Below are 26,665 nucleotides of genomic sequence, written 5' to 3' on the forward strand. Positions count from 1 at the left end.
CTTTTGGCCCTGCCTCCGGCTGGGTCCGGATCGGATCATGTCGGCAATGTTACGACACGTCAATTGGAACCATATTGGCTGTAAAGGGGCGTTGCCAACCTCAGGCCCGGCCGAGCGAGACGCGCCCCCCGGCATGGCGGACAAGCCGGCCCGCCAGTTCAAGCTCGATCAGCGCCATCTGCACAGCGCCCGCGCCGGCGCCGCTCTGGCGGATGATTTCGTCAATCGCGACCGGGGCAATACCGAGGAGATGCGCTATGTCTGCCGGAGCATCATCCGCCAAGGGCCCCGGCTCGGGCAGACTTTCATCCAGACCGCTCCACATCGGCTCGCGCAAGGTGGTCCGCTCTGGCCCTTCGAAGCGTTCCAGCATTTCAGCGATATCGTCCGCCGACTGGACCAGCACCGCACCCTCGCGAATCAGCTCGTTGCACCCGCGCGAGCGGCTGTCGAGCGGGGAGCCGGGGACAGCCATGACCTCGCGGCCCGCCTCGGCGGCAAGGCGCGCGGTGATGAGCGAACCCGAGCGAGGCGCGGCTTCGACCACGACAGTACCCGCCGCCAGCCCGGCGATGATGCGGTTGCGATAAGGAAAGTGGCGTGCAAGCGGCTCGGTGCCCGGCGCCATTTCGGCCAGAAGGAGACCGCGACGGGCCACATCTTCCTGCAATTCGGCGTGTTCGGGCGGGTAGGTCACGTCGATCCCGCTGGCGATGACACCGATCGTGCCGCCGCCGTGGCCCATGCCGGCGAGTGCGCCGCGATGGGCGGCGGCATCGATCCCGCGCGCAAGGCCCGAGACCACCGCAAGCCCGCGCGAAGCCAGCGCGGCGGCAAATTCGCGCGCAAGGCGGCAGGCCCCGGCAGAAGCGTTGCGCGCGCCGACGAGGGCGACGGAGCCCTGCTCTAGGAGAGAGAGGTCGCCGCGCCAGGTGAGTGCCGGCGGCGGTGTTTCCAGCGCGGCGAGGAGGCGCGGAAAGGCTGGCGAATCGTGGAACAGGTAACTCGCGCCGGCACCATGAAGCCGCGCCATTTCGCTTTCGACGCGGGCGGCAGGCACAGGGCGGTAGCGCCCCCCGCCCCGCGCGGCGAGCTCCGGCAGCGCCTCCAGCGCGGTGGCGGCATTCCCGAAGCGGCGCAGCAGCTGGAAATAGCTGACGGGGCCAATACCCGGCGAGCGCAGCAGGCTGATGCGCGCGAAAGTGTCGTCCGGCAAGAGCGCGGCAGTTGCCAAGTTCATCCTTTGGCGCCGATCCGGGGCTCGGTCCCGGCGCGAAGGCGGGCGATATTGGCGCGGTGCAGCCAGAGCACGAGCAGCGCCAACGTTGCAAGGACCGGGGCATAGCCGGGGTAGCCGAACAAGATCGCGGCCAGCGGGGCGGCGACAACCGCACTCATCCCGCCAACCGAGGAAATGCGCGTGGTGGCCAGCATGCCGAGCCAGACGACCGCATATGCAAGCCCGATCGGCCAGGCGAGACCAAGCGACACCCCCATCGTGGTGGCGACACCCTTCCCGCCGTTGAAACGCAGCCAGACAGGGAAGCAGTGGCCGATAACGGCAGCGAAAGCGGCCAAGCCCTCCGTTCCGGGCATGAAGGCACGCGCCAGTATCACCGCGGCCGCGCCCTTGGCCAGATCGAGCAGCAGCGTGGCCGCGGCCAGCCCCTTGCGGCCGGTGCGCAGCACATTGGTCGCGCCGATGTTGCCCGAGCCGATCGCGCGCAAGTCTCCTGCGCCGAAGAGCCGAGTGAGGAGAAGGCCGAAGGGGACCGAACCGAGGAGATAGGCAGCGGCAAGGACGGCGGCGGGCGTGACTGCGGGGTTCATGGTCGGATGCATACCCTTGACCGGGCACAAAGGGGAGAGGGACGCTTTCCTTTTTGCAGCCACTCCCGATAGAAGAGGAGCACGATGACCGCCGATCCCGCCGCTCCGATCCTTATGTTCGATTCCGGCGTAGGCGGGCTTTCGGTGCTCGGCAAAGTGCGCGCGGTGCTGCCGCAGGCTCCGGTCATGTACGTCTCCGACAACGCCGGCCTGCCTTATGGCTCCAAGACCGAGGCGCAAATCGCGGCGCGCGTCTCGGGTCTGCTGGGCCGGATGACCGAGCGGTATCGCCCGCGCCTCGTCTGCATTGCCTGCAACACCGCCAGCACGATCGCGCTCGCCTCGGTGCGCGAGGTGCTCGAAGTGCCGATTGTCGGCACGGTTCCCGCAATCAAGCCGGCAGCGGCGATGACCAGGACCGGCGTGATCGGCCTGCTCGGCACCGCGGCGACGATCCGGCAGGGCTATGTCGACCGGCTCGAAGCCGAATTCGCCGCCGACAAGCACCTGCTGCGCCATGGTGCGCCCGAGCTTGTCGCGGCCGCTGAGGCAAAACTGCGCGGGCAACCGGTCGACCCGGCCGTCTTCGCGCAGGCGGCAGCGACGCTGCGCGCGATGCCGGGCGGCCAGCGGATCGACACGGTGGTGCTGGCCTGCACGCATTTCCCGCTGCTCGAGGAGGAACTGGCGGCCGCTTTCGGCCCGGGTGTGCGCTTTATCGACGGATCGGACGGAATTGCGCGGCGCATCGCCTTCCTTACCGAAGGTCAGGAATGGGCCCGACATGCCGGGCCTGATCGCGAAGCGGACGCCGGGGACCTTGCGCTGTTCACGAAGAATGATCCCACCGACGAGGCGCTCATGCCTGTATTGAAGCGGTACGGGCTGCTTCGGCGGCTGGTGTTCTGACCCGATCGGGGATATCGCACGCGGCCATGTTTACCCGGATAGCCATGTTCCTGATCCTGCTCGTCGCGGCTCCCTATTACTGGCTGCTGATGGACCCCGGGTCAGGCTCGGTCCCCGCCCGCTCCATCGACATCGCGCGCTTGCGGGCTCTGGCAGACAGCCAGAGCGGCCCGCGCCCGGTTGCCATTGAATATGCCTCGGTTGCGACCAGTTCGGGTCCCGGGACCATTCTGGTGGCTGGCGGCGGTCTCAAAACCGACGAAACCGCGGTCTTTGTCTGGCGCCTGATCACGCCCGGGGGCGATACGGTGATCAACACCGGGCTCTCCGAGACTCAGGCGGTGGCCAGCGGCTACGGCCAATATCGCCCCGAAATCCAGGCAACAGCCAACGACTGGGTGCATGCGGCGCGGCGAATTCTGTTCACCAGCGAGGAAGTCGACCATTTGGGCGGACTCGTCATGCTGATGGTGACGGACAGCGAGGCCGCCGCCAAGGTAACCGGAAATGCCGAACAGTTGACCGCACTGCGCCAGTTCGCACCAGCCATGGCCAAGGCGCTGCCGCCCCCGCTAAAGGCGCTGACCGAACCACCCGGCTATGCCGCGATCGCCCCCGGTATTGCAGCGGTGCGTACCCCCGGGCATCTTCCCGGCGCCCAGATGATCTACGTGCGCCTGCAGGATGGTCGGGAATACCTGTTCGTCGGCGATACCGCACCGATGCGCCGCAATGTCGAATGGCAGCGGCCACGTTCGCGCTATTCCGCGCAGTGGGTCGGAAACGAGGACCGCGCCGCGACCTTTGCCTGGATCAAGGGTCTGGGCGAGCTTCATGCCCGCGAACCGGGGATCAAGCTGGTCTATGGCCACGACCTCGGCTGGATGGAGGACGGGGTGAACGGGCCTCGCTTTGCACCGGCGGCGGCCACCCGGCCAGCGCCGGATCAAGGCGGCCAGAACCGCTGAGCGCAGAGGCATGACCGCAAGGGAAATGACCCAAAAGCCGCTGGCAATACAGGCACAAGCGGCGTAAAGCGCCCCTCGCCTCGGCGGCCGGAGCAAGGACCACGGCCAGGAAGACAGCCGGTCTTCGGGAGGCGGGTCGCCTGAAAGAGGGGGGTCCAAGAGGTGCTCGGCAACAGGTCAATAGGGAGCCGCGGGTGAATTACGACAAGGTTTTCGATTCCGCGATCGAGCGTCTGCATACCGAAGGCCGTTACCGCGTCTTTATCGACATCCTGCGCAACAAGGGCGCCTATCCCAACGCGCGCTGCTTTGCCGGGCACAACGGCCCCAAGCCGATCACCGTGTGGTGCTCGAACGATTATCTCGCGATGGGCCAGCATCCCAAAGTGATCGGCGCCATGGAAGAAGCGCTGCACGACGTCGGCGCCGGATCGGGCGGCACGCGCAACATCGGCGGCAACACGCACTACCACGTCGATCTCGAGGCGGAGCTTGCCGATCTTCACGGCAAGGACGGCGCGCTGCTGTTCACTTCAGGCTATGTCTCCAACGACGCAACGCTTTCCACGCTTGCCAAGATCCTGCCCGGCTGCGTGATCTTTTCCGACGAGTTGAACCACGCCAGCATGATCGCCGGCATCCGCAATTCCGGCGCGGAGAAGAAGGTGTTCCGGCACAACGACGTGGCGCATCTCGAGGAACTGCTGGCGGAAACCGACCCGGTGCTGCCCAAGCTGATCGCCTTCGAAAGCGTCTATTCGATGGACGGCGACGTCGCCCCGATCCACGCAATCTGCGACCTCGCTGAAAAGTACAACGCCCTCACCTACATCGACGAGGTCCATGCGGTGGGCATGTACGGCGCGCGTGGTGGCGGTATTTCCGAGCGTGACGAGGCCGCGCACCGCATCGACATCATCGAAGGCACGCTGGGCAAGGCGTTCGGCGTGATGGGCGGCTATATCGCCTCCGACGCGCGGATCATCGATGTGATCAGGAGCTATGCGCCCGGCTTCATCTTCACCACCTCGCTCTCGCCCGTGCTTGCCGCCGGCGTGCTGGCGGCGGTGCGCCACCTCAAGGCCTCCAGCGTCGAGCGCGAGGGCCAGCAGGCCGCAGCTGCTTTCCTCAAGCAGTCCTTTGCCAATGCCGGACTGCCGGTCATGCCTTCGACCACGCATATTGTCCCGCTCATGGTCGGCGATCCGGTGCGCGCCAAGAAGGTGAGCGATATCCTGCTCGCCGAATACGGTGTCTACGTTCAGCCGATCAATTATCCCACCGTGCCGCGCGGCACCGAGCGCCTGCGCTTCACGCCGGGACCGGCGCACACCGAGGCGATGATGATCGAGCTGACGGGTGCACTGGTCGAGATCTGGCAACGGCTTGCACTCGACATGCGCAAGGCTGCCTGAGGACACGCGGCTGGTCCATCCGGCCGCCGCTTTTGGCACACCCGTCCCCAAGGCCGTCTGTCCGGCGCATCCCGCTTATGTGAGACAGAAGCGTGGGGCCGGCAAAGCCCTGTGGCCGCACGGCTACAGGTATGACCTATAACACAATCCCACAGATTCAAGGACTTGCTCGAAGCACACGCTGCAGGCAAATTCAGCCTATCATCATGGGGGGTTTCATGTTGCTCAACCGGTCGCCACGCGCCGCGCTGCACCTCTTCGTGTCCACGCTCGCGCTGGCGGTGGTGCTGCCCGAAGCCGCGCTTGCGCAGGCCGAGCCTGCACCTGCCGCCGAGCCTGAGGCCAAACCCGCACCAGCGCCGGAAGATGCCAACATCGTCGTTACCGGCACACGCCTGCGCCGGCCGGACTACCAGACCGCAAGTCCAACGGTCTCGTTCAGCCAGGACCTGCTGCAAAAGCAGGGCGTGACCAATGTCACGACCTTTCTGGCCAACAGTCTGCCCTCGCTGGTCGGCTCGCTCACCTCACGCGACAATTCGGGCGACCGCGCCGGTATCGGCTACACCGGTCTGAACCTCCTCGATCTGCGCAACCTCGGCGTTGACCGCACATTGGTCCTGATCGAAGGGCGGCGGCAGGTGGCCGGTATCGATGGCTCGCAGGCGGTCGATATCAACACCATCCCCGTCAGCCTGATCGAGCGCGTCGACGTGCTGACCGGCGGCGCCTCGGCCATTTATGGTGCGGACGGCGTGACCGGCGTGGTCAACTTCGTGCTCAAGCGCAACTTCGACGGCGTCACCGCGCAGGCGCAGGCCGGGATCAGCAAGTATGGCGATTCCGGTGATCGCTTCATCGCGGTGACCGCCGGTCGCAACTTTGCGGACGGACGCGGCAACATCGTGCTGGCCTACGAATTCGGAGACAGCGACCGCCTGCAGACCCGCGACCGGCCGCAGTACACCGGCTCGCGCCAGGTGGCCTTCTACCGCAACCCGGACTACACGCCGGACACGCCGGGGGTCTACAGCCGCATCCCCCTCGACGATGTGCGCTATGAATCGACGTCGCGCATGGGCGCGGTCGATGTGACTTTCGACGGCGTTCCCGAGTTTCGCGGTGACGGCAAGCCCTACAATCTCGGCACTTCGATCCCCGGAGGCTATTCGCGCGGCAGCGACGACACGCTCGTTTCGGACTACGGTAACGACCTTCTGCCCGCGATCACCCGCCATGTGGTGAACCTCAACGGCCGCTTCGAAGTATCACCGGCGTTCGAGATCTTTGCCGAAGCCAAGTATGCCAACACCCGGTCATACTCGCTCGCGCAGCCCACGTTCGACTATTACATCTTCGTCCCGGGCGATAACGCCTACATGCCTGAAACGATCCGCACCGCGATCGATCCGGCGGCAGGCGGCGTACTGGTTACGCGCGACAACTTTGACCTTGGCCAGCGCGGCGAGAACATCAAGCGCGAGACAGTGCGCACGGTTATCGGTGCGCGCGGCAATCTGTCGTCCTCGCTTCACTACGAGCTTTCCTACGTGTTCGGCCGGACGAACGTCACCAACTACTACGTCAACGACCGCTATACCGACCGCTTCAACGCGGCGCTTGATGCGGTGCGCGATCCGGCGACGGGGCGGATCACCTGCCGCGTCAACCTCGATCCAACCGCTGCTGCAGCATTGACTTTCAAGCCCGGCGAGTGCCGCCCGATCAACCTGTTCGGCGAGGGCGTCAGCGACAAGGCAGGCGTCGATTTCGTCCGCGCGAACACGACCGAGCGTTCGCGCATCACCCAGCATGTCGTGAACGCCTCGCTCAGCGGCGATACGGGCGGCTTCTTCTCGCTGCCGGGCGGCCCTGTGGGCTTCGTGGTGGGCGGCGAGTATCGGCGCGAGAGCTCGAAGTTCGTGCCCGACGTGCTCGAACAGCAGGGCCTGACCTTTGCCAACAAGCTGGCGATCAGCAAGGGCCGTTTCGACGTGAAGGAAGCCTTTGGCGAGCTGGACCTGCCGCTGCTGAAGGACCGGCCTTTCGCGCATGTGCTCGACCTGAGCGGCGCCGTACGACTTGCGGACTATTCCTCGACCGGCAGCGCGACGACGTGGAAGGTGGACGCGGCTTGGGCACCGGTGCGCGACATACGCTTTCGCGGCACCATCTCGCAGGCGGTGCGCGCGCCCAATATCGGCGAGCTTTTTGGCGCGGCCGGGCAGACTTTCACGTTCTTCGATGATCCCTGCATCACCTCGAACCTTGGCCTTGGCAAGGCGAGCAGGCCTGCCAACTGCCAGGCAATCCTGGCGCAGGCAGGCCTGACGCCGGAGCAGATTGCCGGCTTTGAAGATCCCCGCACGGTTAATGTCGCCGGCATCACCCGGGGCAATGCGCAGCTCAAGCCCGAAAAGGCCCGCACCTGGACCGCCGGCATCGTGCTGCAGCCAAGCTTCGTGCGCGGCCTGCAGATTTCGATCGACTGGTACGACATCAAGCTGCGGCAGGCGATCAACACGGTCGATGCGCAGCAGCTGGCCGAGCTTTGCGTCGATCAGGCGAGCATCGACAATCCGTTCTGCGCCCTCGTCAAGCGCGAGGCGGGCACCGGCCTGATCATCGACTACACGGTACAGCCGGAGAACGTGGCGGACTTCCGCACCGCAGGCCTCGAGGTCAATCTCAACTACGGCTTCTCGGTGCGCAAACTGGGTGATTTCCACCTCCAGCTTGTCGGCAACTACCTGAACAAGCTGACCTTCGTCGATTCGCCGGGGGCTGCGCCGCGCAGCACGCTGGGCGATACCTATCAGCCGCAGTACCAGGCCTTCGCCAGCGCCGACTACGTATCGGGGCCGTTTGCCTTCACCTACAGCGTTTCGTGGTGGGACAAGACGCGGCGCTACGCGGCGGACCGGCTGGCGGGCAACCCGAACTACGTCGATCCCAGGTACGCGTGGTACAAGGCACGCTGGGTGCACAACGTGTCCGTGACGGTCACGGTGAACAAGAAGGTCGAGTTCTACGGCGGCGTGAACAACCTGTTCAATCAGCAGCCCGATCTCGGCTCGAGCACCTATCCGACCGAAACCAGCGGCACCTCGTTCTACGCAGGTATTCGCAGCCGGTTCTGACTGGTGGGCCTGCAGGGTTGGGGAAACAGCGCGGCGCCGCTCTCCCCTTCCGCCGCAGCCATAAAAATCGAAAGGCCCCGCGATTGCTCGCGGGGCCTTTCTCTTGCGACCCGGATAGAGCCCGGGGTTCTGGATCGGTTCAGCGCAGCGAGACGACGTTGTCGGTCACGCGCGGATCGCGGCGGTCACCGCGATACTGGCTGGCCATCGGCTCGTCGGAGACTTCGAAGACATCGGTCGCGCCAAAGCCGTTGAATGCGGTCTTCATCGCCGCACCATAGGCCCCGAGCATGCCGATTTCGATGAAATCGCCCGCCTTGATGTCCGCCGGAAGCGCGAAGGGCCCTTCCATGTGGTCCATGTCATCGCAGGTCGGGCCCCAGAAGCTGAAGCCCTCGAGCTCGGCGTCCTCGACCACCGCCTCGTTGGCCGCTGGGCCTTCGCGCAGCAGGCGGACCGGGAAGCGCCAGCCCACGTGCGCTGCATCGAACAGCGCGCCATAGGCGCCGTCGTTGATGTAGAGCTCGGTCCCGCGGCGCTTCTCGACGCGCACGATCATCGAATTGTACTCGGCACACAGCGCGCGGCCCGGTTCGCACCACAGTTCTGCCGAGTACGAGACCGGCAGCGATTCATAGGTGCGGTCGATTACACCGAAGTAGTCCTCGAGCGGCGGAGGCTCCATGCCCGGGTAGATCGACGGGAAGCCGCCGCCGACATCGATGATATCGACCGTGACCGAGGCATCGACAATCGCCGCGCGGACGCGCTCGAGCGCCTGGACATAGGCGTGCGGGCTCATCGACTGGCTGCCGACGTGGAAGCAGATGCCGAGCGAATCCGCAACCTGGCGGGTCGCCTGGAGAAGCTCTGCCGCGCCGGTAAGATCGCAGCCGAACTTCGAGGCAAGGCTGAGCTCGGACCCTTCGGACGAGACGCGCAGGCGCACGCACAGCGTCAGATCCTCGGGCAGCACGCCGACGTTCGCAGCCGTGGTGGCCTCGCGGATCTTTTCCAGTTCCTCGACCGAATCAAGGCTGAACACGCGCACGCCATGATCGCGGTACGCCTCGATGATCGCGCTCGGCGTCTTGACCGGGTGCATGAAGCACAGCGTGGCTTCAGGCAGCGTGGCCCGGGCCATGCGCACTTCGGCAACCGAAGCGACATCGTAATGCGTGATCCCGGCGTCCCACAGCACGCGGAGCAGGTCCGGCGACGGGTTGGCCTTTACCGCATAGAGCGAGCGCCCCGGAAACTTCTCGACGAAGAATCGGGCAGCGCGCGCCGCAGCGTGCGGTCGGTTCAAAATGGCGGGTTGGTCAGGCGCGAAGGCGCCCGCTACAGCCAATGCGTCAGGATGGATGTGCAACTCAAGGGACCCCCAAACGGAAAATTGAGACAAAGCTGCCTTGCGGTTTGGAAGTCCCCATGGGGCAGCGAGGGGGTAAATAGCCCCCCCGCCCTGAACATCAAGTGAAAAAAAGGGTAGTTCACGCTGATGTCACAAAGATGAAACATTAATCAGGGGATTGACGGAAATCCTCAGGGATTCAAGGCATCCGCAAGTGCGCGCCAGGCCGGAAGCGAGTGCGGATCGTTCGCGCCGTTGGCTGCGGTTGGGTGCGAGGCGAATCGGGCGATAACCATCTCTGCCACGGGGTCGATCCACAGGGTCTGTCCATGGATGCCGCGTGCGCTGAACGCGCCGTGGTTGTCGCCCGAGTGCCACCACTGGCTACCATAGCTCCACCCGCCCAGCAGCGGATAGGCCAGCTTGTGAAAGCGATCGGGATCACCGCCTGTTCGGATGCGCTCGACATCGGCCTCGGCGATCACCCCGGCCCCGCCAAGGCGCAGCGCCTCACCGAAGCGAGCGAGATCCTCGAGCCGCAAGTTGAGCCCGCCCCCGGCGAATGGCGAGCCCGCTTCATCGACCATGAGATCGGCATCGCCAAGCATGCCGAGCGGGTGCCACAAACGCTTGGTGAGGACCTCGTGCAGCGGCTGGCCTGTCACCCGGGTGATGATCCAGGCGAGCACATCGGTGTTGGGCGTGCGGTAGACGAAGCCCTCTCCGTGCTTGCCGGCGCGCGGGACGGTCGTGAGGTAATCCCACAGATTGTGCGGACCGGTGTAGCTGGCGGGGCGCGGCGTGAGGCCCAGCGCGGCGCTGTAGGCTCCGATGCCGGAGTTGGGATTGGCGTAGTCCTCGGAGAAATCGAGCGCGGTGGTCATGTCGAGCACCTGCCCGATCGTGGCGCTGCCAAAGCCGCTGGGCGCGAGTTCGGGAATCACACTGTCGACCGTAGCGGACAAGTCGATCCGCCCTTCCCCCACAAGCATCTGGACCAGCGTCCCGACAAAGCTCTTGGTTACGGAAAAGGCAATGTGGCGGGTTTCGGGGCCGGTCACGCCGAACCAGCGTTCGAAAACCACCTGCCCCTTGTGCAGCACGAGAATGCCGTCGGTGAACGCTTCGAGCAGCGCGTCCTCGAAGGCCATGTCGGCGCCGCCGCCAAGCGGGGTGAAACGCACCGCACCGAGATCATCGCGCAGCGCGCGGGGGAACGACGTGCCCGCCCCGCTCGCCGCGACGCGGATCGTCGGGCAGAAGCTGCGCATGTTGGAATAGGACCAGCGGATCATCGGGAAGCGCATGTGATCCGCGCGAGCGGCAAGGATTCGCTTTTCGGGCGGCGGCGGCGCACCGACCATCCAGCCCATCGTTACCGGGTCGCTGGTCACGCCATCGAGGACATCGCCCGCCATCTGTTCTCTCCGCCTTTTGTTATCGTGGCGGCAAGCTTGCCTCAGGAAACGCGGTCGCGGAAGGCCTCCCACGAAAAACGCTTCACGCATTCGAGCGTGTCGGTCTCGCTGTCCCAGAGCCAGATCGAGGGGAGCGGCACGCCGTTGAAGGTCGTGGTCTTGACCATCGAGTAATGCGCCTGATCAAGGAACGCGAAGCGCGTGCCAGGTCCGGCAAGGCCGGCCTTGCAGTAGTCCCCAATGACGTCACCCGCGAGGCACGAAGGGCCGCCGAGGCGGACCGGGGTATCGCCCTCCCCGTCTTCGTACTCGTCGATCGGCAACTCGCCGAGCATGGCGGGGCGATAGGGCGCCTCGATCACATCGGGCATGTGGCAGGTGGCGGAGATATCCGTGATGCCGAGCTGCATGCCGTTCCAGTGCGTATCAAGCACGGTACCGACAAGAATCCCGGCATCGAGCGCGACCGCCTCGCCGGGTTCGAGATAGATTTCACATCCGGTTTCGGCCTTAACCGACTGAAGAAACGCGACCAGTTCATCGCGCTGGTAATCGGCGCGGGTGATATGGTGGCCGCCACCGAAGTTGAGCCAGGTGAGCTGGCTGAAGTACGGCGCGATGTGCGGTTTGAGCGCGGCCCAGGTACGCTCGAGCGGCTCGAAATCCTGCTCGCACAGCGTGTGGAAGTGGAGGCCGGAGACCCCTTCCAGATGCTCGGGCCGAAGCTGGTCGACCGGGAAACCGAGGCGAGAATGCGGGGCGCAAGGATCATAGCGCGGCACTTCACCTTCAGCATGTAAGGGATTGATTCTGAGGCCGATATCGAAGGGCTCACCCGCAGCGAGTGCGGCTGCGATCTCGGGGGCGAATCGGGCGTGCTGGCTGGGGGTGTTGAAAATCACATGGTCGGAGTGCTGGAGGATTTCCGGCAGGTCCTCCGCCTTGTAGGCCGCGCAATAGGTAGCGATCTCGCCGGCATAGTGATCGGCAGCAAGGCGCGCTTCCCACAGGCCAGAGGTGCAGACGCCGTCGAGGTATTCGCCCACCAGCGGCGCGACCCGCCACATCGAGAAGGCCTTGAGCGCAGCAAGCACCTTGATGCCAGCGCGATCCCGCACGTCGGCGAGAATGCTCAGGTTCTGCCTGAGGCGCGCGGCATCGACAACGAAGGCCGGGCTGTCGACGCGGGTGAGATCGAAGTGGGCAAAGGCGCCCGGATCGCCGGCTCTGGTTTCCATTTGAACAGGTACCTTAGAAGAGTTTCGCGCAGAGACGCAGAGGGAGCAGAGATCGCAGAGAGCTATGCCGGGTCGTAGTTATTCACGATCCGGCGAATGCCTTCCTTCATCGTCGCGCAGGAAAAGTTCAATAGCAGCCCTACGGGCAGATTCATCAGGCGCAGGTAGGTTGTCAGTTGCTTCGCATGCGCCTTGCTCATTTGATCGACCGCCTTGACCTCCACGATGAGGCGCTCTTCGACAAGAATATCCATTCTGAAGGCCCCATCGTAAAGCACGCCGTCGAGATGGACGCCGACAGGCACCTGCCGGGCGACCTGCAGCCCGCGCTTCTCAAGCCGACCTGACAGGACCGCTTCGTAGACGGATTCGAAAAGCCCCGGACCGATCTCGCGGTGAATACCAATCGCCTCGTCGATCACCGCCGCACTGATGGAATCGATGTGCATCCGGAATGCCTCTGCGATCTCTGCTTCCCCTGCGTCTCTGCGCGAAACACCTTCTTCAGAACGCCAGCGGGCCTTCCAGTTCCTTCACCTGCCAGGGCAGGCCGTGCTTGTTCAGCATGTCCATATAGGGATCGGGATCGAACTGTTCGATGTTGAACACGCCCGCCCCGCCCCACACGCCGGTGACCAGCATGGCCGCGCCGATCATGGCGGGGACGCCGGTGGTGTAGCTGATCGCCTGATTGCCGGTTTCGGCATAGGCCTCTTCGTGATCGCAGATGTTGTAGATGTACAAGGTCTTCTCGACCCCGTCCTTCAGGCCCGTGGCGATATCGCCGATATTGGTCTTGCCCTTGGTCAGCGCGCCGAGGCTGGCGGGTTCGGGCAGGACGGCCTTGAGGAACTGCAGCGGCACGATCTCCTTGCCCTCGTAGAGCACCGGATCGATGCGGGTCATGCCCACGTTCTGCAGTACGGTGAGGTGCGTGATATAGGCATCGCCGAAGGTCATCCAGAAGCGGATGCGCTCGATCTCGGGCAGGTGATGCGCGAGGCTTTCGAGCTCTTCATGGTACATGAGGTACATGTTCTTGGGGCCGACGGCTTCGAAATCGAAAGTCTGGCGAATGGTCAGCGCCGGGGTTTCCACCCACTCACCGTTCTCCCAGCGGCGCGCCGGAGCGGTGATTTCGCGGATGTTGATTTCCGGGTTGAAGTTGGTGGCAAAGGGCTGTCCGTGATCGCCGCCGTTGCAATCGAGAATGTCGAGCGTGCGAATGGTGTCGAGCTTGTGCTTCTTGAGCCAGGTCGCGAAGACCGAGGTCACGCCCGGATCGAAGCCCGAGCCGAGCAGCGCGGTGAGGCCGGCGGCCTTGAAGCGCTCGTGATAGGCCCACTGCCACTTGTATTCGAACTTGGCCTCATCGATCGGCTCGTAGTTCGCGGTGTCCATGTAGTTGACCCCGGCGGCGAGGCAGGCATCCATGATGTTGAGGTCCTGATAGGGCAGCGCGAGATTGACGACGAGCGCGGGCTTCAACTCGTTGAGCAGCGCAGTGGTCGCGGTAACGTCATCGGCATCAAGCTGGTAGGTCGCTACATCGCGGCAGGTGCGCTCCTTGACCGAGGCGGCAATCGCCTCGCACTTGGGCAGCGTGCGGCTGGCGAGCGCCACTTCGCTGAAGATATCAGGGTTCATCGCCATCTTGTGAACGGCAACCGAACCGACGCCGCCCGCGCCGATAACAAGGACTTTGGCCATCAGGAAACTCCCAAACCGGTCAGCGCCGCAGCCGCGCTGGCGCTTCGAAGGGAGCGCCTTTAAGGTATGGGCATGACAAACCCAAGTCCCCAATTCACCCCTGCCCCCGAGGTCCGTCTGCCAACCCGCGAAGGCGTGCTGTGCGCGGCCGCCAAAGTGGCCACGCTGCTGCCGCAGACGCCGCTGCTGGCGCTGGAATTGCCGAATGGCGGTAGGGTCTGGTGCAAGGCAGAGAGCCTGCAACCGATGGGCGCGTTCAAGATCCGCGGCGCCTGGCACCGATTGACCGACATGACCGCAGAGGAGCGCGCACGCGGCGTCGTGGCGGTCTCGAGTGGCAACCATGCACAGGGCGTCGCCTGGGCGGCGCGCAGGCTGGGCATCGCGGCGACCATTGTCATGCCGGCCGATGCGCCGGAGGTGAAGCTTTCGGAAACCCGGCGGCTTGGCGCGGAGGTTGTGCTCTACGAGCGGTTGACCCAGTCGCGCGACGCCATCGCGGCAGAGATCTGTGCCTCGCGCAACTGTGTGCTGGTTCATGCCTATGGCGATTCATGGGTGATCGAGGGCCAGGGCAGCACCGGGATCGAGCTCGCCAGCCAAATGGACTGCTTTGCAGGCGGCGCGCCGACGCGGATCGTGGCGCCTTGCGGCGGCGGTGGTCTGGCATCGGGCCTGGCGCTGGCCTGCCCGGACGCGGAAGTGGTGCCGGTTGAGCCGGACGGCTGGGATGACGTCACGCGCAGCCTATCGGGCGGCGCGATTGTCGGCATCGGCGCCAACCCGCCGCGAACAGCCTGCGATGCCTTGCAGACCATGGCGACGTTCCCGATCAATTTTGCTGTCATGACGTCACACGGCATGCAGGGTGTGGCGGTGAGTGAAGCCGAAGTGCGCGCGGCGCAGGCCTATGCCTTTGCCAGGCTGCGCCTAGTGGTGGAGCCTGGCGGTGCGGCGGCACTGGCGGCGGTTCTGGCGGGCAAGGTGCCGGCGGACGGGCGCACGGCCGTGATCCTTTCCGGCGGCAACGTCGATCCGGCCGCCTTTGCCAGGGTGATCGCGGACAGCTGATCGGTTGCAATTGACAATCGAATCAGGCCTCTTCACCTAAGTGCCGACAACAAATGGGGGAACCGCGATGATTGGCATGGAAATCCTGAAACCTGTGGTGGTTTTGGCAGCGTGGACGATGGTGATGTGGCTGTGGATGTATGCCACGCGAATCCCGGCGATCAACGCGCTGCCGAAGTCCGACGACCCCAACGCCGATGTGGGCTGGACCGGGGCCAAGCTGGAAGGGCTTCTGGCCCCGAGCATTCAGTGGAAAGCTCATAATTACAATCACCTGCACGAAGCGCCGACAGTGTTTTACGCGGTCGCGCTGGTCCTTGCACTGGTCGGCCAGGGTGACGGCGTGAACCTCATGATCGCGTGGACCTATGTGGCGCTGCGCGTGGTGCACTCGATCTTCCAGTCGACTGTGAACAAGGTCGCGCCGCGCTTTATTTTGTTTGCACTTTCCAGCGTTGCACTCATGGCGCTGATCCTGCACGCGGCAATGGCGGTGTTCAGCCTTTGACGAACAGGCTCGCCAGCTCGACGTGGGTGGACCAGCGGAACTGGCCCACCGGCACGAGCCCGGCGAGCCTGTAGCCGCCCTCGACGAGCGTGGCGGCATCCTTGGCCCAGCTGGCCGGATTGCAGCTGATGTAGACAATGCGTGGCACGGCCGAGCCTGCCAGCAGCGCCACCTGATCGCGGGCGCCGGCACGCGGCGGATCGAGCAGGACGGCGGCGAAGCGGTTCAGCTCCTCGATCTGAAGTGGCCCGCGGAACAGATCGCGGTGCAGTGCATGCACCGGCCGCCCGTTGATCCGCGCGGCGGCCTGACATGCGAGATGGGCATCGCGCGCGGCTTCGACGGCAAGCACCTTGGTGCCCGGCCCTGCAAGTGCAAAAGCGAAGGTGCCCAGCCCTGAGAAGAGATCGGCAATCGTTGGCGCTCCTGCAAGCCACTCGCGCGCTGCCGAAATCAGGGCTGCCTCGCCGTCACTTGTCGCCTGAAGAAACGCGCCGGGCGGCAGGCCGACCGGCACGCCGCTGAGCGTAACGGTAACGGGATCGGGCTCCCACACCGTCTCCGGCCCGTCGCCTTGATCAAGCGTCAGGCGCGCGACCGCGTGAGCCTGCGCGAAATCGAGCATGGCCTCGGTCTGGGCCAGGCCTTGCATGGTGATCCCGGACAGATCGACGGTCGGCCCCTGATCGGCAAGAGTCAGCGCGATATCCGCCGAAAGGCTGCGATCGGCACGGGTTTCGAGCAGGCGGCGGAACGGCGGGATCAGCGCGGCAAGTTCGGGGGCAAGAACGGGGCATTCCTTGATGTCCACGATCTTGTGCGAACCCTGCTCGCGAAAGCCCAGCAAGACCCGCTTGCCAATCACTTGCGCATGGAGCTTGGCGCGGCGGCGACTTGCGGGCGGCGAGAGATGCGGCGGGGCGACTTCGCCCGGATCAAGCCCCTGCCCTCGCGCGGCGCCCTCGACCCGGCCACGCACATGGTCGGCCAGCGCGCGGTCGGAGAGGTGCTGCAACTGGCATCCGCCGCAAGCGGGAAAGTGGCGGCAGGCAGCTGCGGCATGGTCCGGCCCGTGCGTCAGCGTCCCATCGGCCTCAAGCACGTCGCCGGGGGCTGCGAGCGTCACGTAACGGCCGTCGGCAGTCTGGCCTTCGCCCTTGGCGGCGATGCGGAGGATGCGGCCGGGCTGGTTCATGCGAGTGCCGCCGCGATCGCTGGGCCTGTCGCCGCCGCGAGGTCACCGGCAGTGAAGGCCGGTCCGGCAAGCCGCGCCGCTTCGCCATGAAGCCACAGTCCCTCTTCCGCCGCCAGCAACGCATCGCCGTGAACAGCGAGGCGGCTGGCCACGATTCCAGCGAGAACATCGCCGCTGCCCGCAACCGAAAGCCAGGTTGATGCGCGAGGGCTCACCGTTACGTCACCCGATGGCGCGGCAATCACACTGTCCGGCCCTTTGAGCAGGACAACCGCACCCGCCGCCTCGGCCAGCGCCAATGCGCGGGCACGGCGGGTGCCATGCCCGGAAAGGCCGAATGCAGTTTCGAGCGCCGCCATCTCGCCCTCGTGCGGCGTGAGGACGCGCGGGGCCGTGCCGGGGCTGCCGGGGCCGAGCAGCATCAGCGCGTCGGCATCGAGCACGATAGGGCGCTCGGCTTCCAGTGCAGCCCGCAGCCGGGCTTCGGCGCCGCTAACGCGTCCGAGGCCGGGGCCGACGAGCAAGGCCGCAATGCGCGGATCGGCAAGCGCGGCAAGATCGCTCTCATCGCAGACGAGCGAGGCTGGCACGCCTTCCGGCCGCGGCGACGCCAGCAGTTTCACGTAGCCCGCACCTGCGCGCTGCGCCGCCTCGGCCGCCAGCAACGATGCGCCGGGCATCGCTCCCGTGACCACGGCAAGCAGACCGCGCCGATACTTGTGGGCATCGGCGGCGGGCGGCGTGATTCGGGGACGCCCGAGCACCCGCGCCGCGCCGGGCACCTCGGTCACGCCGATATCGACAAGCCGCAAGGCGCCCATCAGCGGCGCGGCAGGCATGGCGAAGTGCGCATGCTTCCATGCCCCCAGCGCCACGGTGAGATCGAACCTTGGCAGCCCGGGATTGAGGCAGGCGCCGGTATCGGCCTCGATCCCGCTCGGCAGATCGGCGGCGATGCGCAAGGGGTGGAGTTCGACAAGGCCGGTCAGGAGAAAGAACAAGTCATCGGGCAGTGGGCGCGAGAGGCCGCTGCCGAACAGGCAATCGAGCAACACGCCGCCGCGCGGGAACTCGCCGGGGCCGAGCACCTCGCCGCCAAAGGCCGAACGCGCCGCGCGGGCTTCCGGGGTTACAGGTTCGCGCGCGGCGATGACTGTTACCGGCACCCCGTGTTCCGTCAGGTAACGCGCCGCAACGTAACCATCACCGCCATTATTGCCGGGACCGCAGAGCACGGTTACGGGACGGCCAGCCGCGAGCCGCCGCGCCCATTCACCAAGTGCGCGTCCGGCCGTTTCCATCAGCGCCTGCGCAGGGGTACCGCCCGCGATCAGCGCCGCTTCGGCAGCGCGCATCGCGGCGACGTCGAGAACCTGCCTGAGGTCAGCCTTCATCCACCGGCCCACTGCGCCGCACAAGGCCCGCCAGATCACGCACCGCACCGCGCGCGGCGCTCGTCGTCATCGCGGCATAGGCCTGGAGCGCGAGGCTGACCTTGCGCGGCCGCGGCTTCGCCGGCTGCCATCCGCGTGCCTCGACCGCCTTGCGGCGCTCGGCAAGTGTTGCGTCATCCACGATCAGATTGATCGTGCGGGCCGGAATATCGATTTCGATGCGATCCCCGTTCTCGACGAGGCCAATCGTGCCGCCTTCCGCCGCCTCGGGCGAGCAGTGGCCGATCGAGAGGCCGGACGTACCGCCCGAAAAGCGACCGTCAGTCACGAGCGCGCAAGCGGCGCCGAGGCCCTTCGATTTGAGGTAGCTCGTCGGATAGAGCATTTCCTGCATGCCCGGCCCGCCGCGAGGGCCTTCGTAGCGGATTACTACGACATCGCCCGCCACGACCTGCCCGGTAAGGATGGCGGTAACGGCGGCGTCCTGGCTTTCGTAGACCTTTGCCGGGCCGCTGAACTTGAGGATCGTTTCATCGACCCCGGCGGTCTTCACGATGCAGCCATCGGCGGCGAGATTGCCGAAGAGCACGGCGAGCCCGCCATCCTGGCTGAAAGCGTGCTCGGCCGAACGGATCACGCCGGTCTCGCGGTCGAGATCGAGTTCCTTCCAGCGGCGCGACTGGCTGAAGGCGACTTGCGTCGGCACGCCGCCGGGTGCGGCTTTAAAGAATTCATGCACTTGCGGGTCATTGCTGCGAGAAATGTCCCACTTCGCAATAGCCTCGGCCATCGTCGCGCTGTGGACGGTCGGCAGATCGGTGTGGAGCAATCCGGCGCGATCGAGCTGGCCGAGGATCGCCATGATCCCCCCGGCGCGGTGAACGTCCTCCATGTGGACGTCGGACTTGGCCGGCGCCACCTTGGAAAGGCACGGCACGCGGCGCGAGAGGCGATCGATATCGGCCATGGTGAAATCGACGCCCGCCTCATGCGCGGCGGCCAGCAGGTGGAGCACGGTGTTGGTCGAGCCGCCCATCGCGATATCAAGGCTCATCGCGTTCTCGAAAGCCTTGAAGCTGGCGATTTCACGCGGGAGGACGCTGTCGTCATCCTCTTCGTAGTAGCGGCGGCACAGCGCGACAGCGCGGCGGCCCGCCTCACGGAACAAGCGCTCGCGATCGGCATGGGTGGCCAGCACCGAACCGTTGCCGGGCAGCGAGAGCCCAAGCGCTTCGGTGAGGCAGTTCATCGAATTGGCGGTGAACATGCCCGAGCACGAGCCGCACGTCGGGCAAGCCGAACGTTCGATCGTCTCGACTTCCGCGTCGGTGTACTTTTCGTCCGCTGCCGCGACCATGGCGTCGACGAGGTCGAGCGCGACTTCCTTGCCGTTCAGCACGACCTTGCCCGCTTCCATCGGCCCGCCCGAGACGAAGACCGCAGGCACATTGATGCGCATCGCGGCCATCAGCATGCCAGGGGTGATCTTGTCGCAGTTCGAGATGCAAACCATCGCATCGGCGCAGTGCGCATTGACCATGTACTCGACGCTGTCGGCGATGAGATCGCGGCTGGGGAGCGAATAGAGCATCCCGTCGTGGCCCATGGCGATGCCATCATCGACCGCGATGGTGTTGAATTCCTTGGCAACACCGCCCGCCGCCTCGATCTCGCGCGCCACGAGCTGGCCGAGGTCCTTGAGGTGGACGTGACCGGGAACGAACTGGGTGAAGCTGTTGACGACCGCGATGATCGGCTTGCCGAAATCGCTGTCCTTCATGCCCGTGGCGCGCCACAGGCCGCGCGCGCCCGCCATGTTGCGACCGTGGGTGGTGGTTCTGGAACGATAGACCGGCATTGGCATTCTCTCTTGGAGTTTGGTGCTCGCCTCATCGGCGACGATGACGTTCACCTAGCGCAAGAGCGCTTTCCGGTCGAAAGTTATCTCCGCAACCATCAGGTCAGGCGCCGAGCGCGATGGCCACCTGGTTGGCGATGCGAGCCAGGCGTTCGGCCCAAGCTGCGTGGTTTGCAGGATCGACGATCTGGTCCTGCCGCACCTCGATGCCGAAGTAGGGGCGCCCTTCAGCTTCGGCATGACGGTTCATCGTCGCGTTGAGCAGGCGGCCCGAATAAGGCTCCTGATCACCCACGACGAGGCCTTCGGCCTCAAGCAGCGGGATGGCAAGGCGCGAGGCGCGGTCATCCTCGTTGTAGAGCACGCCGACCTGCCAGGGGCGCAACTGCGCGGGATCACTGGCGAGCTGCGGGGTAAAGCTGTGGAGCGAGAGGATCAGCGACGGCGGCGCGGCATCGAGCAGGTTGGCAAGGCCCTCGTGATAGGGGCGGTAGAAGCGCGCGAGACGGGCCTCGTGGCCTGCGTGGTCCAGCGCGTTGCCTGGAATGGCATGGCCGTCGCTGGCGATGGGGCAGACGGTGGGGCCATGTTCATCACGGTTGAAATCGCAGACGAGGCGGCTGACGCCGCCAAGAAATGCCGCAATGCCCGGGCGCTGGGTCATTTGCGCCGCGACACCCGCGACGCCGATGTCGACAGCGATGTGCTGGTCCAGCAGCGCAGGGTCGATCCCGAGGTCGATATCGTCCGGCACTCGGTTCGAGGCGTGATCGGAAACCACGAGAATGCCGCCGAAGCGCGGTGTGCCTAGGATCTGATAGGCTTCGCTCATCTGAGGGCTCCGGCGAGACGCCACCACTCCGGCGGCAAGGCGTCAGCAGCAGCGTCGCGGGCTTCGGGGCTCTCGTAAAGCGCAAAGCAAGTGGCGCCCGAGCCGGACATCCGCGCAAGCCATGCACCACTGGCGGCAAGCGCGGCGATGGCGTCAGCGATCTGCGGAACAAGCGCGATGGCGCTGGGTTCGAGATCGTTGCGGCCTTCAAGCGCGATAGTGCGCAGATCGCCTGACGGCATGGGGCCGCGGTCGATCGTGTCCCAGCCCTTGAACACCGGCCCAGTTGCAAGCGGGATGCGCGGATTGACCAGGAGGACCGGTGTCCCGACCAGATCATTGGCAACTGGTTCGAGTTCGGTTCCGGTTCCGCGCCCGATGCAGGCCTGGCTCAGCACGCAGGCGGGCACATCCGCCCCCAACTTGGCGGCGCGGGCCTGCCAGTCGTCGGGCAGGCTATGCGCCCGCTCAATCATGCGGAACACCGCGCCGGCATCTGCGGAGCCCCCGCCAAGGCCGGCAGCAACAGGCAGGCGCTTCTCGAGTGTGACGGCCCAACCTTTTCCGTGAGGCAGTAAATTCAGGGCCTTGGCGACGATATTTCCGAAAGGATCGGAAAGGCCCACGGCGAACTCACCGGTCACATAAAGCCGGTCTTCGCCAGATGCTTCCGCGACCAGCTCATCGCCCACATCGACAAACGCGAACAGCGTCTCGAGCTCATGATAGCCATCCTCCCGCCGCCGCCCGACATGCAGCGCGAGGTTGATCTTGGCGTAAGCGGTTTCGCGCATCATTGGCGCCCGCCCCGTTCCGGGGCGGGCCAATCCATCACATGTTCGGATAGTTGGGGCCGCCGCCGCCTTCGGGCGTTACCCATTCGATGTTCTGCGTCGTGTCCTTGATATCGCAGGTCTTGCAGTGGACGCAGTTCTGGGCGTTGATCTGGAGGCGCGGTGCCCCCGCCTCGTCGGTGAGGAATTCATAGACGCCCGCCGGGCAGAAGCGCGCTTCGGGCCCGGCATAGAGCGGCAGGTTGATCGCGGTCGGAACACTGGGGTCCTTGAGCACGAGGTGGCACGGCTGGTCCTCCTCGTGGTTGGTGTAGGAGAACGAGACCGAGGTCAGGCGGTCGAAGGTGATCACACCGTCGGGCTTGGGGTATTCGATCGGCTTGAACAGATCGGCGCGCATGGTGTGCTCGCTGTCCTTGTGGTGCTTCATGCCCTTGATCGGATTGATCTTGAGCACGCGCGCCCACATGTCCGCGCCCGCCAGCGCCGTGCCGAGCGCGCCGCCGAACTTGGCGACAAGCGGCTGCGCATTCTGGACGAGCTTCAGTTCCTTGGCGATCCAGCTTTCGCGGACAGCACTGTCGTATTCGCCCAGCTCATCCTGCTCGCGACCATTCGCCATGGCCGCCGAAATCGCCTCTGCGGCAAGCATGCCGCTCTTCATCGCCGTGTGGCTGCCCTTGATGCGCGGCACGTTGACGAAGCCGGCCGAGCAGCCGATCAGCGCGCCGCCGGGGAAGGCAAGCTTTGGCACCGACTGCCAACCACCCTCGTTGATGGCGCGCGCGCCGTAAGAAACGCGGCGGCCGCCTTCGAGGATTTCGCGGATCGCCGGGTGCTGCTTCCAGCGCTGGAATTCCTCGTAGGGGTAGACATAGGGATTCGCGTAATCGAGCGCGGTAACGAAGCCCAAGGCCACCTGGTTGTTGGCCTGATGGTAGAGGAACCCGCCGCCCCACGAATTGCTTTCCGAAAGCGGCCAGCCCTGCGTGTGGATGACGCGGCCAAGCACGTGCTTGTCGGGATCGATGTCCCACAGCTCCTTGATGCCGATGCCGTAGACCTGCGGCTGGCAATCGCGCTCGAGGTCGTATTTCGCCTTGAGCTGCTTGGTAAGGTGTCCGCGCGCGCCCTCTGCAAAGAGGGTGTACTTCGCCAGCAGCTCCATGCCCGGCTGGTAATCGGCCTTGTGGCTGCCATCCTTGGCGACGCCCATGTCGCCAGTCGCGACACCGCGCACGGCGCCGGCATCGTCGTAGAGGATTTCGGCGGCCGGGAAGCCGGGGAAGATCTCGACGCCGAGTTCGCCTGCCTGCTCCGCCAGCCAGCGGCAGAGATTGCCAAGGCTGCCGGTGTAGTTGCCGTGGTTCGACATGAACGGAGGCATCGGCCAGTGCGGCAGCGCGGTCTTGCCATTGCGGCTCAGCACCCAGTGCCAGTTGTCGGTGACGGGAACCTCGGCCATCGGGCAGCCCTGTTCGCGCCATTCGGGCAGAAGCTCGTCAAGCGCCTTGGGATCGACCACCGCGCCCGAAAGGATATGCGCGCCGATTTCCGAGCCTTTTTCCAGAATGCACACCGAAATATCGGCGTTGACCTGCTTGAGGCGGATCGCCGCTGCAAGGCCCGCAGGCCCGCCGCCGACAATCACGACGTCATACGGCATCGATTCCCGTTCGCTCATTCTCTCTCGCTCCGACCCCGGATTGGGCACGTCATGCCCCATAAACACACGTCTTCGCCTTGAAAGCTGCGGCAAGCAAGGTCAAGACCGCTTGGTGATGGGACAGCTTGACACAAACGGCAGGACCTTGGGCGCAGACCTTGAAGCCGCGCTGGCCTGGTGGCGCGAGGCGGGGGTCGATGCGGCCTTTGTCGATGCGCCGCAGGACTGGCTCGCGGCCGAGGTCTCTGCGCCCATCAAAGCGGCCGCGGCGCTGCCGCCCCCTCCCCCCAAGCCTTCCCGCACAGTGGCAACCCCGCCCGAAGCCGCGCCGATTGCCGCTGATCGCAGCGGCTGGCCGGCCCGGCTCGAGGATTTCGTGCCCTGGTGGCTGACCGAACCCTCGCTCGCTCCGCGCGGCGCCTCGAGATTGGCCCCGCGCGGCAACGTGGGTGCAACGCTCATGGTGCTGGTACCGATGCCCGCCGAGGACGACGGGGATCTGCTGCTGTCCGGCAAGACCGGGAAGCTGCTCGATGCCATGCTCGCCGCGATGGGGCTGGATGGCGAGCGCGTCTACCGCGCTTCGGCGCTGCCCGCGCGAATCGCATTGCCCGATTGGGCAGGCCTCGGCGGCGCCGGGCTCGGCGCGGTGCTGGCACGCCATGTTACGCTGGCCGCGCCCGAGCGTTTGCTGGTCTTCGGACGGGCAGACATCTCGGCGCTTATGGGGCACAGCTCGGCGCATAGCGCTCTGCATTTACGCGGGTTTAACCATGAGTCTGGCACGGTTCCGGCGTGTTTCGAATACGATCTCGAAACTTTGCTGACCAAGCCGGGCTGGAAAGCCGGGGTCTGGCAGCGCTGGCTGGATTGGGACCGCGCCGGTTCCTTACCGGCGCAGTAGAGGCGCTGACGGATCGGGATGATGGCTTTTGTGGACGGGAACAAATCCGCAGTGAAAATTTCGTGATGACAGGCCGGATTTGCCGTGCGGTGCTGCTGGGAGCAGCCGCCACGATAGCCGTGCTTGGCGCCGTGCCGGCCAAGGCCAACAGCGCCGCCGCAGAGTACTTCCGCTCGCGCGCCGACCGTACTGCCGTGCCTGCGCTGCTCAGCCAGGAAGACCGGGCCTATTACAAGCAGGTGTTCGGCGCGATCGAGCGCGAGGAATGGGCGGCGGTGCAGACCCTGCTGGCCCAACGCGGCGAAGGCCCGCTCCATGCTGTGGCGCGTGCGCAGTTCTATCTCGCCGCAAGCTCGCCGCGCACCGAGCTTGCCCCGCTCAGCCAGCTTCTTTCCGCAGCGCCCGACCTCCCCTGGGCCGAGCAGCTTGGCCGCCTCGCGCTGAAGCGCGGGGCGACCGACCTTCCCGCCTTGCCGAGCGCGCAGCCAATGGTCTCGCTCCCGGGCTTGCCCAAGCGCATCAAGCCGAGGCCCGTGGCAGACGGCACGATGCCCGAATCCGTGGCAGCCGCGATCCAGGACCGCATCAAGAACGACGATCCACTCGGAGCGCGCGTGCTGCTCGACGGGATCGAGGCCAGCCTTTCGGCCGAGGCGCGTGCCGAATGGCACCAGCGTGTAGGCTGGGCTTTCTACATCGAAAACGACGACATCAATGCGCGCAACGTCTCGCTGGGCGCGCAGCAGGGCGCGACCGGGCCCTGGGTGGCCGAGGCGCTGTGGACCTCGGGGCTCGCCGCATGGCGTCTGGGCGATTGCCAGAACGCGGCTGCAAGCTTCGAACAAGCCGCTAGCCTCGCGCAGAACGACGAACTGAATGCCGCCGCCAACTATTGGGCGGGTCGTGCGTGGATGCGCTGCCGCGCCCCGGAGAAAGTGGCGACCGCACTGCGCGGCGCCGCGCGGCTGCGCGATACGCTCTATGGCATGATCGCCAGCGAGGCGCTCGGCCTCAAGGAGAGCACCCCCGCCGCCGCGCCCGATTTCACCACCGACGACTGGCAGCAATTGCGTCAGGTCAGCAACGTGCGGCTTGCCGTGGAGCTGGCTGAAATCGGCGAGGATGGACTTGCCGACGACCTGCTGCGCCATCAGGCGCGGATTGGTGATCCCTCGCTCTACGCTCCGCTCTCGCGTCTCGCACGCGATCTGGGCTTGCCCGCGACGCAGCTGTGGATGGCCTACAACGCGCCGAGCGGGGCACGCCCCGATGCCGCCGCGCGTTTCCCCGCGCCGCGCTGGGTGCCCGCAACCGGCTGGAAGGTCGATCCCGCACTGCTGTTTGCCCATTCGCTGCAGGAATCGAACTTCCGCACCGCCGTGATCAGCCCTGCCGGCGCGCGCGGGCTGATGCAGGTCCTTCCCGGCACCGCGCGCGGGCTCACCCGTTCCGAACCGGCGATGACAGGCCGCGAGAAGCAGCTCGACCTACCGGACGTCAATCTCGCCTTCGGGCAGGGCTATCTCGTTCAGCTGCGCGATTCGGGCGCGACCGGCGGGCTCCTTCCCAAGGTCATCGCCGCCTACAACGCCGGGCCGATGCCGATCGCGCGTTGGAACACCGACATTCGCGACAAGGGCGACCCGCTCCTGTGGATGGAATCGATCCCCTATTGGGAAACGCGCGGCTACGTCTCGATCGTGATGCGCAATTACTGGATGTACGAGCGCCAGGCAGGCGGCCCTTCGGAAAGCCGCATCGGCCTTGCGCAGGGCATGTGGCCAAAGTTCCCGGGCCTCACCGGGGCCGAAAGCGTGAGGATCGCATCGCGTGGCGATTGACACTTCCCGCACCTTCAAGCCGATCAACATCGCGCTGCTGACCGTTTCGGACACGCGTGGACCCGAAGACGACACCTCGGGCGATATCCTGGCCGGGCGGATCAAGGCGGCCGGCCATCATCTAACCGCGCGCGCCATCGAGAAGGACGACGCATCGCGGATCGCGAGCCGGCTCAACAACTGGATCGACGACCGCTCGGTCGATGCCGTGGTCATCACCGGTGGCACCGGCCTTACCGGCCGGGACGTGACGCCCGAAGCGCTTGACCGGGTGAAGACCCGTGACATTCCGGGCTTTGGCGAGCTGTTCCGCTGGCTCAGCTTCAAGACCATCGGCACCAGCACGATCCAGTCGCGCGCCTGCGCGGTGGTCGCGCGGGGGACTTATATCTTCGCCCTGCCCGGTTCCAACGGCGCAGTGAAGGACGGTTGGGACGGGATCCTCGCCGAACAGCTCGACAGCCGCAACCGGCCCTGCAATTTCGTCGAGCTGATGCCCCGCCTTCTCGAGAAATAAGCTCCTTTCCCCGACGACTGTCATACAGCCACGGTTCATCTGCTGGCAGGATGTTAGTTGCGGGCGCTGAAGCGATTCAGGCGCGGTACTTTCGGGGGATCAC

General features: G+C 65.7%; 22 protein-coding genes. 9 read left to right on the plus strand and 13 right to left on the minus strand.

Features of this window, described 5'->3' with window-relative positions:
* Positions 1-100: 100 nt before the first annotated feature.
* Together dprA and plsY are read right to left on the minus strand one after the other, a co-directional pair.
* On the minus strand, positions 101-1,240 hold the full coding sequence (gene dprA, locus WCL10_RS05880) for a DNA-processing protein DprA (protein ID WP_336894702.1): 1,140 nt from the start codon (positions 1,238-1,240) through the stop codon (positions 101-103).
* A complete protein-coding gene (gene plsY, locus WCL10_RS05885) occupies positions 1,237-1,830 on the minus strand; it encodes a glycerol-3-phosphate 1-O-acyltransferase PlsY (RefSeq protein ID WP_336894703.1) in 594 nt (197 codons plus the stop codon). The genes dprA and plsY overlap by 4 nt, the downstream gene beginning before the upstream one ends.
* Positions 1,831-1,914: 84 nt before the next feature.
* Between plsY and murI the strand changes: the two genes are divergently transcribed.
* The 4 genes from murI to WCL10_RS05905 all read left to right on the plus strand — a co-directional run bounded on the left by murI (position 1,915) and on the right by WCL10_RS05905 (position 8,262).
* Positions 1,915-2,739 (plus strand): glutamate racemase, encoded by an 825-nt coding sequence (murI, locus tag WCL10_RS05890; protein ID WP_336894704.1) that lies wholly within the window; start codon positions 1,915-1,917, stop codon positions 2,737-2,739.
* A gap of 26 nt (positions 2,740-2,765) precedes the next feature.
* A complete protein-coding gene (locus tag WCL10_RS05895; RefSeq protein WP_336894705.1) occupies positions 2,766-3,707 on the plus strand; it encodes a hypothetical protein in 942 nt (313 codons plus the stop codon).
* Positions 3,708-3,901: 194 nt separating this feature from the next.
* Positions 3,902-5,122, plus strand: coding sequence for a 5-aminolevulinate synthase (gene hemA / locus WCL10_RS05900; RefSeq protein ID WP_336894706.1), 1,221 nt, complete (start codon positions 3,902-3,904; stop codon positions 5,120-5,122).
* 218 nt (positions 5,123-5,340) lie between these two features.
* Complete coding sequence (locus tag WCL10_RS05905) at positions 5,341-8,262, plus strand: TonB-dependent receptor (RefSeq protein WP_336894707.1); 2,922 nt, start codon at positions 5,341-5,343, stop codon at positions 8,260-8,262.
* A gap of 139 nt (positions 8,263-8,401) precedes the next feature.
* On the opposite strand, the gene WCL10_RS05910 is transcribed toward WCL10_RS05905, so the two are convergent.
* The 5 genes from WCL10_RS05910 to WCL10_RS05930 form a co-directional block, all read right to left on the minus strand.
* Complete coding sequence (locus tag WCL10_RS05910) at positions 8,402-9,634, minus strand: type III PLP-dependent enzyme (RefSeq protein ID WP_336894708.1); 1,233 nt, start codon at positions 9,632-9,634, stop codon at positions 8,402-8,404.
* A 173-nt stretch (positions 9,635-9,807) separates the two neighbouring features.
* Complete coding sequence (locus WCL10_RS05915; RefSeq protein WP_336894709.1) at positions 9,808-11,034, minus strand: serine hydrolase; 1,227 nt, start codon at positions 11,032-11,034, stop codon at positions 9,808-9,810.
* A 41-nt stretch (positions 11,035-11,075) separates the two neighbouring features.
* On the minus strand, positions 11,076-12,272 hold the full coding sequence (locus WCL10_RS05920; RefSeq protein ID WP_336894710.1) for a carboxynorspermidine decarboxylase: 1,197 nt from the start codon (positions 12,270-12,272) through the stop codon (positions 11,076-11,078).
* Positions 12,273-12,334: 62 nt separating this feature from the next.
* On the minus strand, positions 12,335-12,721 hold the full coding sequence (locus WCL10_RS05925) for a GxxExxY protein (RefSeq protein WP_336894711.1): 387 nt from the start codon (positions 12,719-12,721) through the stop codon (positions 12,335-12,337).
* A 55-nt stretch (positions 12,722-12,776) separates the two neighbouring features.
* Positions 12,777-13,982, minus strand: coding sequence for a saccharopine dehydrogenase family protein (locus tag WCL10_RS05930; protein ID WP_336894712.1), 1,206 nt, complete (start codon positions 13,980-13,982; stop codon positions 12,777-12,779).
* 72 nt (positions 13,983-14,054) lie between these two features.
* On the opposite strand from WCL10_RS05930, the gene WCL10_RS05935 reads away from it, so the two are divergent.
* Both WCL10_RS05935 and WCL10_RS05940 read left to right on the plus strand, forming a co-directional pair.
* The gene (locus WCL10_RS05935; protein ID WP_336894713.1) at positions 14,055-15,053 is read left to right on the plus strand and encodes a pyridoxal-phosphate dependent enzyme; all 999 of its coding nucleotides are present in this window, start codon (positions 14,055-14,057) and stop codon (positions 15,051-15,053) included.
* 67 nt (positions 15,054-15,120) lie between these two features.
* Positions 15,121-15,561, plus strand: coding sequence for an MAPEG family protein (locus WCL10_RS05940; RefSeq protein WP_336894714.1), 441 nt, complete (start codon positions 15,121-15,123; stop codon positions 15,559-15,561).
* Here WCL10_RS05940 and WCL10_RS05945 read toward each other — a convergent pair.
* From WCL10_RS05945 to WCL10_RS05970, 6 genes are all read right to left on the minus strand, one after another.
* Entirely contained in the window at positions 15,551-16,756 is a 1,206-nt protein-coding gene (locus WCL10_RS05945; protein ID WP_336894715.1) for a class I SAM-dependent RNA methyltransferase, read from the minus strand. The genes WCL10_RS05940 and WCL10_RS05945 overlap by 11 nt on opposite strands.
* Entirely contained in the window at positions 16,753-18,150 is a 1,398-nt protein-coding gene (locus WCL10_RS05950; RefSeq protein WP_336894716.1) for an NAD(P)H-hydrate dehydratase, read from the minus strand. Before WCL10_RS05950 ends, WCL10_RS05945 begins: the two co-directional genes overlap by 4 nt.
* Positions 18,140-20,008 carry a dihydroxy-acid dehydratase gene (ilvD, locus tag WCL10_RS05955; protein WP_336894717.1) on the minus strand — a complete coding sequence of 623 codons (1,869 nt, stop codon included), beginning with the start codon at positions 20,006-20,008 and terminating at the stop codon, positions 18,140-18,142. Before ilvD ends, WCL10_RS05950 begins: the two co-directional genes overlap by 11 nt.
* Before the next feature lie 103 nt (positions 20,009-20,111).
* The gene (locus WCL10_RS05960) at positions 20,112-20,840 is read right to left on the minus strand and encodes an N-formylglutamate amidohydrolase (RefSeq protein ID WP_336894718.1); all 729 of its coding nucleotides are present in this window, start codon (positions 20,838-20,840) and stop codon (positions 20,112-20,114) included.
* Positions 20,837-21,634, minus strand: a complete 798-nt coding sequence (locus WCL10_RS05965) for a 4-(cytidine 5'-diphospho)-2-C-methyl-D-erythritol kinase (protein ID WP_336894835.1) — start codon at positions 21,632-21,634, stop codon at positions 20,837-20,839. The genes WCL10_RS05960 and WCL10_RS05965 overlap by 4 nt, the downstream gene beginning before the upstream one ends.
* Before the next feature lie 37 nt (positions 21,635-21,671).
* The gene (locus WCL10_RS05970) at positions 21,672-23,318 is read right to left on the minus strand and encodes an electron transfer flavoprotein-ubiquinone oxidoreductase (RefSeq protein ID WP_336894719.1); all 1,647 of its coding nucleotides are present in this window, start codon (positions 23,316-23,318) and stop codon (positions 21,672-21,674) included.
* Between the two features lie 97 nt (positions 23,319-23,415).
* On the opposite strand from WCL10_RS05970, the gene WCL10_RS05975 reads away from it, so the two are divergent.
* From WCL10_RS05975 to moaB, 3 genes are all read left to right on the plus strand, one after another.
* The gene (locus WCL10_RS05975; RefSeq protein WP_336894720.1) at positions 23,416-24,204 is read left to right on the plus strand and encodes a hypothetical protein; all 789 of its coding nucleotides are present in this window, start codon (positions 23,416-23,418) and stop codon (positions 24,202-24,204) included.
* A 65-nt stretch (positions 24,205-24,269) separates the two neighbouring features.
* Positions 24,270-26,045: a lytic transglycosylase domain-containing protein gene (locus WCL10_RS05980; protein ID WP_336894721.1), complete on the plus strand. Its 1,776-nt coding sequence runs from the start codon at positions 24,270-24,272 to the stop codon at positions 26,043-26,045.
* Positions 26,035-26,562 carry a molybdenum cofactor biosynthesis protein B gene (gene moaB, locus WCL10_RS05985; protein ID WP_336894722.1) on the plus strand — a complete coding sequence of 176 codons (528 nt, stop codon included), beginning with the start codon at positions 26,035-26,037 and terminating at the stop codon, positions 26,560-26,562. The genes WCL10_RS05980 and moaB overlap by 11 nt, the downstream gene beginning before the upstream one ends.
* Positions 26,563-26,665 lie beyond the last annotated feature (103 nt).

Origin of the sequence: Novosphingobium sp., assembly GCF_037133355.1 — a bacterium.
Classification (GTDB): domain Bacteria; phylum Pseudomonadota; class Alphaproteobacteria; order Sphingomonadales; family Sphingomonadaceae; genus Novosphingobium.

Excerpts from the sequence above, each read along its gene's own strand:
- dprA (WP_336894702.1), bottom strand. The coding sequence starts at position 1,240 with ATGAACTTGGCAACTGCCGCGCTCTTGCCGGACGACACTTTCGCGCGC.
- plsY (WP_336894703.1), bottom strand. The coding sequence starts at position 1,830 with ATGAACCCCGCAGTCACGCCCGCCGCCGTCCTTGCCGCTGCCTATCTC.
- murI (WP_336894704.1), top strand. The coding sequence starts at position 1,915 with ATGACCGCCGATCCCGCCGCTCCGATCCTTATGTTCGATTCCGGCGTA.
- WCL10_RS05895 (WP_336894705.1), top strand. The coding sequence starts at position 2,766 with ATGTTTACCCGGATAGCCATGTTCCTGATCCTGCTCGTCGCGGCTCCC.
- WCL10_RS05905 (WP_336894707.1), top strand. The coding sequence starts at position 5,341 with ATGTTGCTCAACCGGTCGCCACGCGCCGCGCTGCACCTCTTCGTGTCC.
- WCL10_RS05915 (WP_336894709.1), bottom strand. The coding sequence starts at position 11,034 with ATGGCGGGCGATGTCCTCGATGGCGTGACCAGCGACCCGGTAACGATG.
- WCL10_RS05920 (WP_336894710.1), bottom strand. The coding sequence starts at position 12,272 with ATGGAAACCAGAGCCGGCGATCCGGGCGCCTTTGCCCACTTCGATCTC.
- WCL10_RS05925 (WP_336894711.1), bottom strand. The coding sequence starts at position 12,721 with ATGCACATCGATTCCATCAGTGCGGCGGTGATCGACGAGGCGATTGGT.
- WCL10_RS05930 (WP_336894712.1), bottom strand. The coding sequence starts at position 13,982 with ATGGCCAAAGTCCTTGTTATCGGCGCGGGCGGCGTCGGTTCGGTTGCC.
- WCL10_RS05935 (WP_336894713.1), top strand. The coding sequence starts at position 14,055 with ATGACAAACCCAAGTCCCCAATTCACCCCTGCCCCCGAGGTCCGTCTG.
- WCL10_RS05940 (WP_336894714.1), top strand. The coding sequence starts at position 15,121 with ATGATTGGCATGGAAATCCTGAAACCTGTGGTGGTTTTGGCAGCGTGG.
- WCL10_RS05945 (WP_336894715.1), bottom strand. The coding sequence starts at position 16,756 with ATGAACCAGCCCGGCCGCATCCTCCGCATCGCCGCCAAGGGCGAAGGC.
- WCL10_RS05950 (WP_336894716.1), bottom strand. The coding sequence starts at position 18,150 with ATGAAGGCTGACCTCAGGCAGGTTCTCGACGTCGCCGCGATGCGCGCT.
- ilvD (WP_336894717.1), bottom strand. The coding sequence starts at position 20,008 with ATGCCGGTCTATCGTTCCAGAACCACCACCCACGGTCGCAACATGGCG.
- WCL10_RS05960 (WP_336894718.1), bottom strand. The coding sequence starts at position 20,840 with ATGAGCGAAGCCTATCAGATCCTAGGCACACCGCGCTTCGGCGGCATT.
- WCL10_RS05965 (WP_336894835.1), bottom strand. The coding sequence starts at position 21,634 with ATGCGCGAAACCGCTTACGCCAAGATCAACCTCGCGCTGCATGTCGGG.
- WCL10_RS05970 (WP_336894719.1), bottom strand. The coding sequence starts at position 23,318 with ATGAGCGAACGGGAATCGATGCCGTATGACGTCGTGATTGTCGGCGGC.
- WCL10_RS05975 (WP_336894720.1), top strand. The coding sequence starts at position 23,416 with ATGGGACAGCTTGACACAAACGGCAGGACCTTGGGCGCAGACCTTGAA.
- WCL10_RS05980 (WP_336894721.1), top strand. The coding sequence starts at position 24,270 with ATGACAGGCCGGATTTGCCGTGCGGTGCTGCTGGGAGCAGCCGCCACG.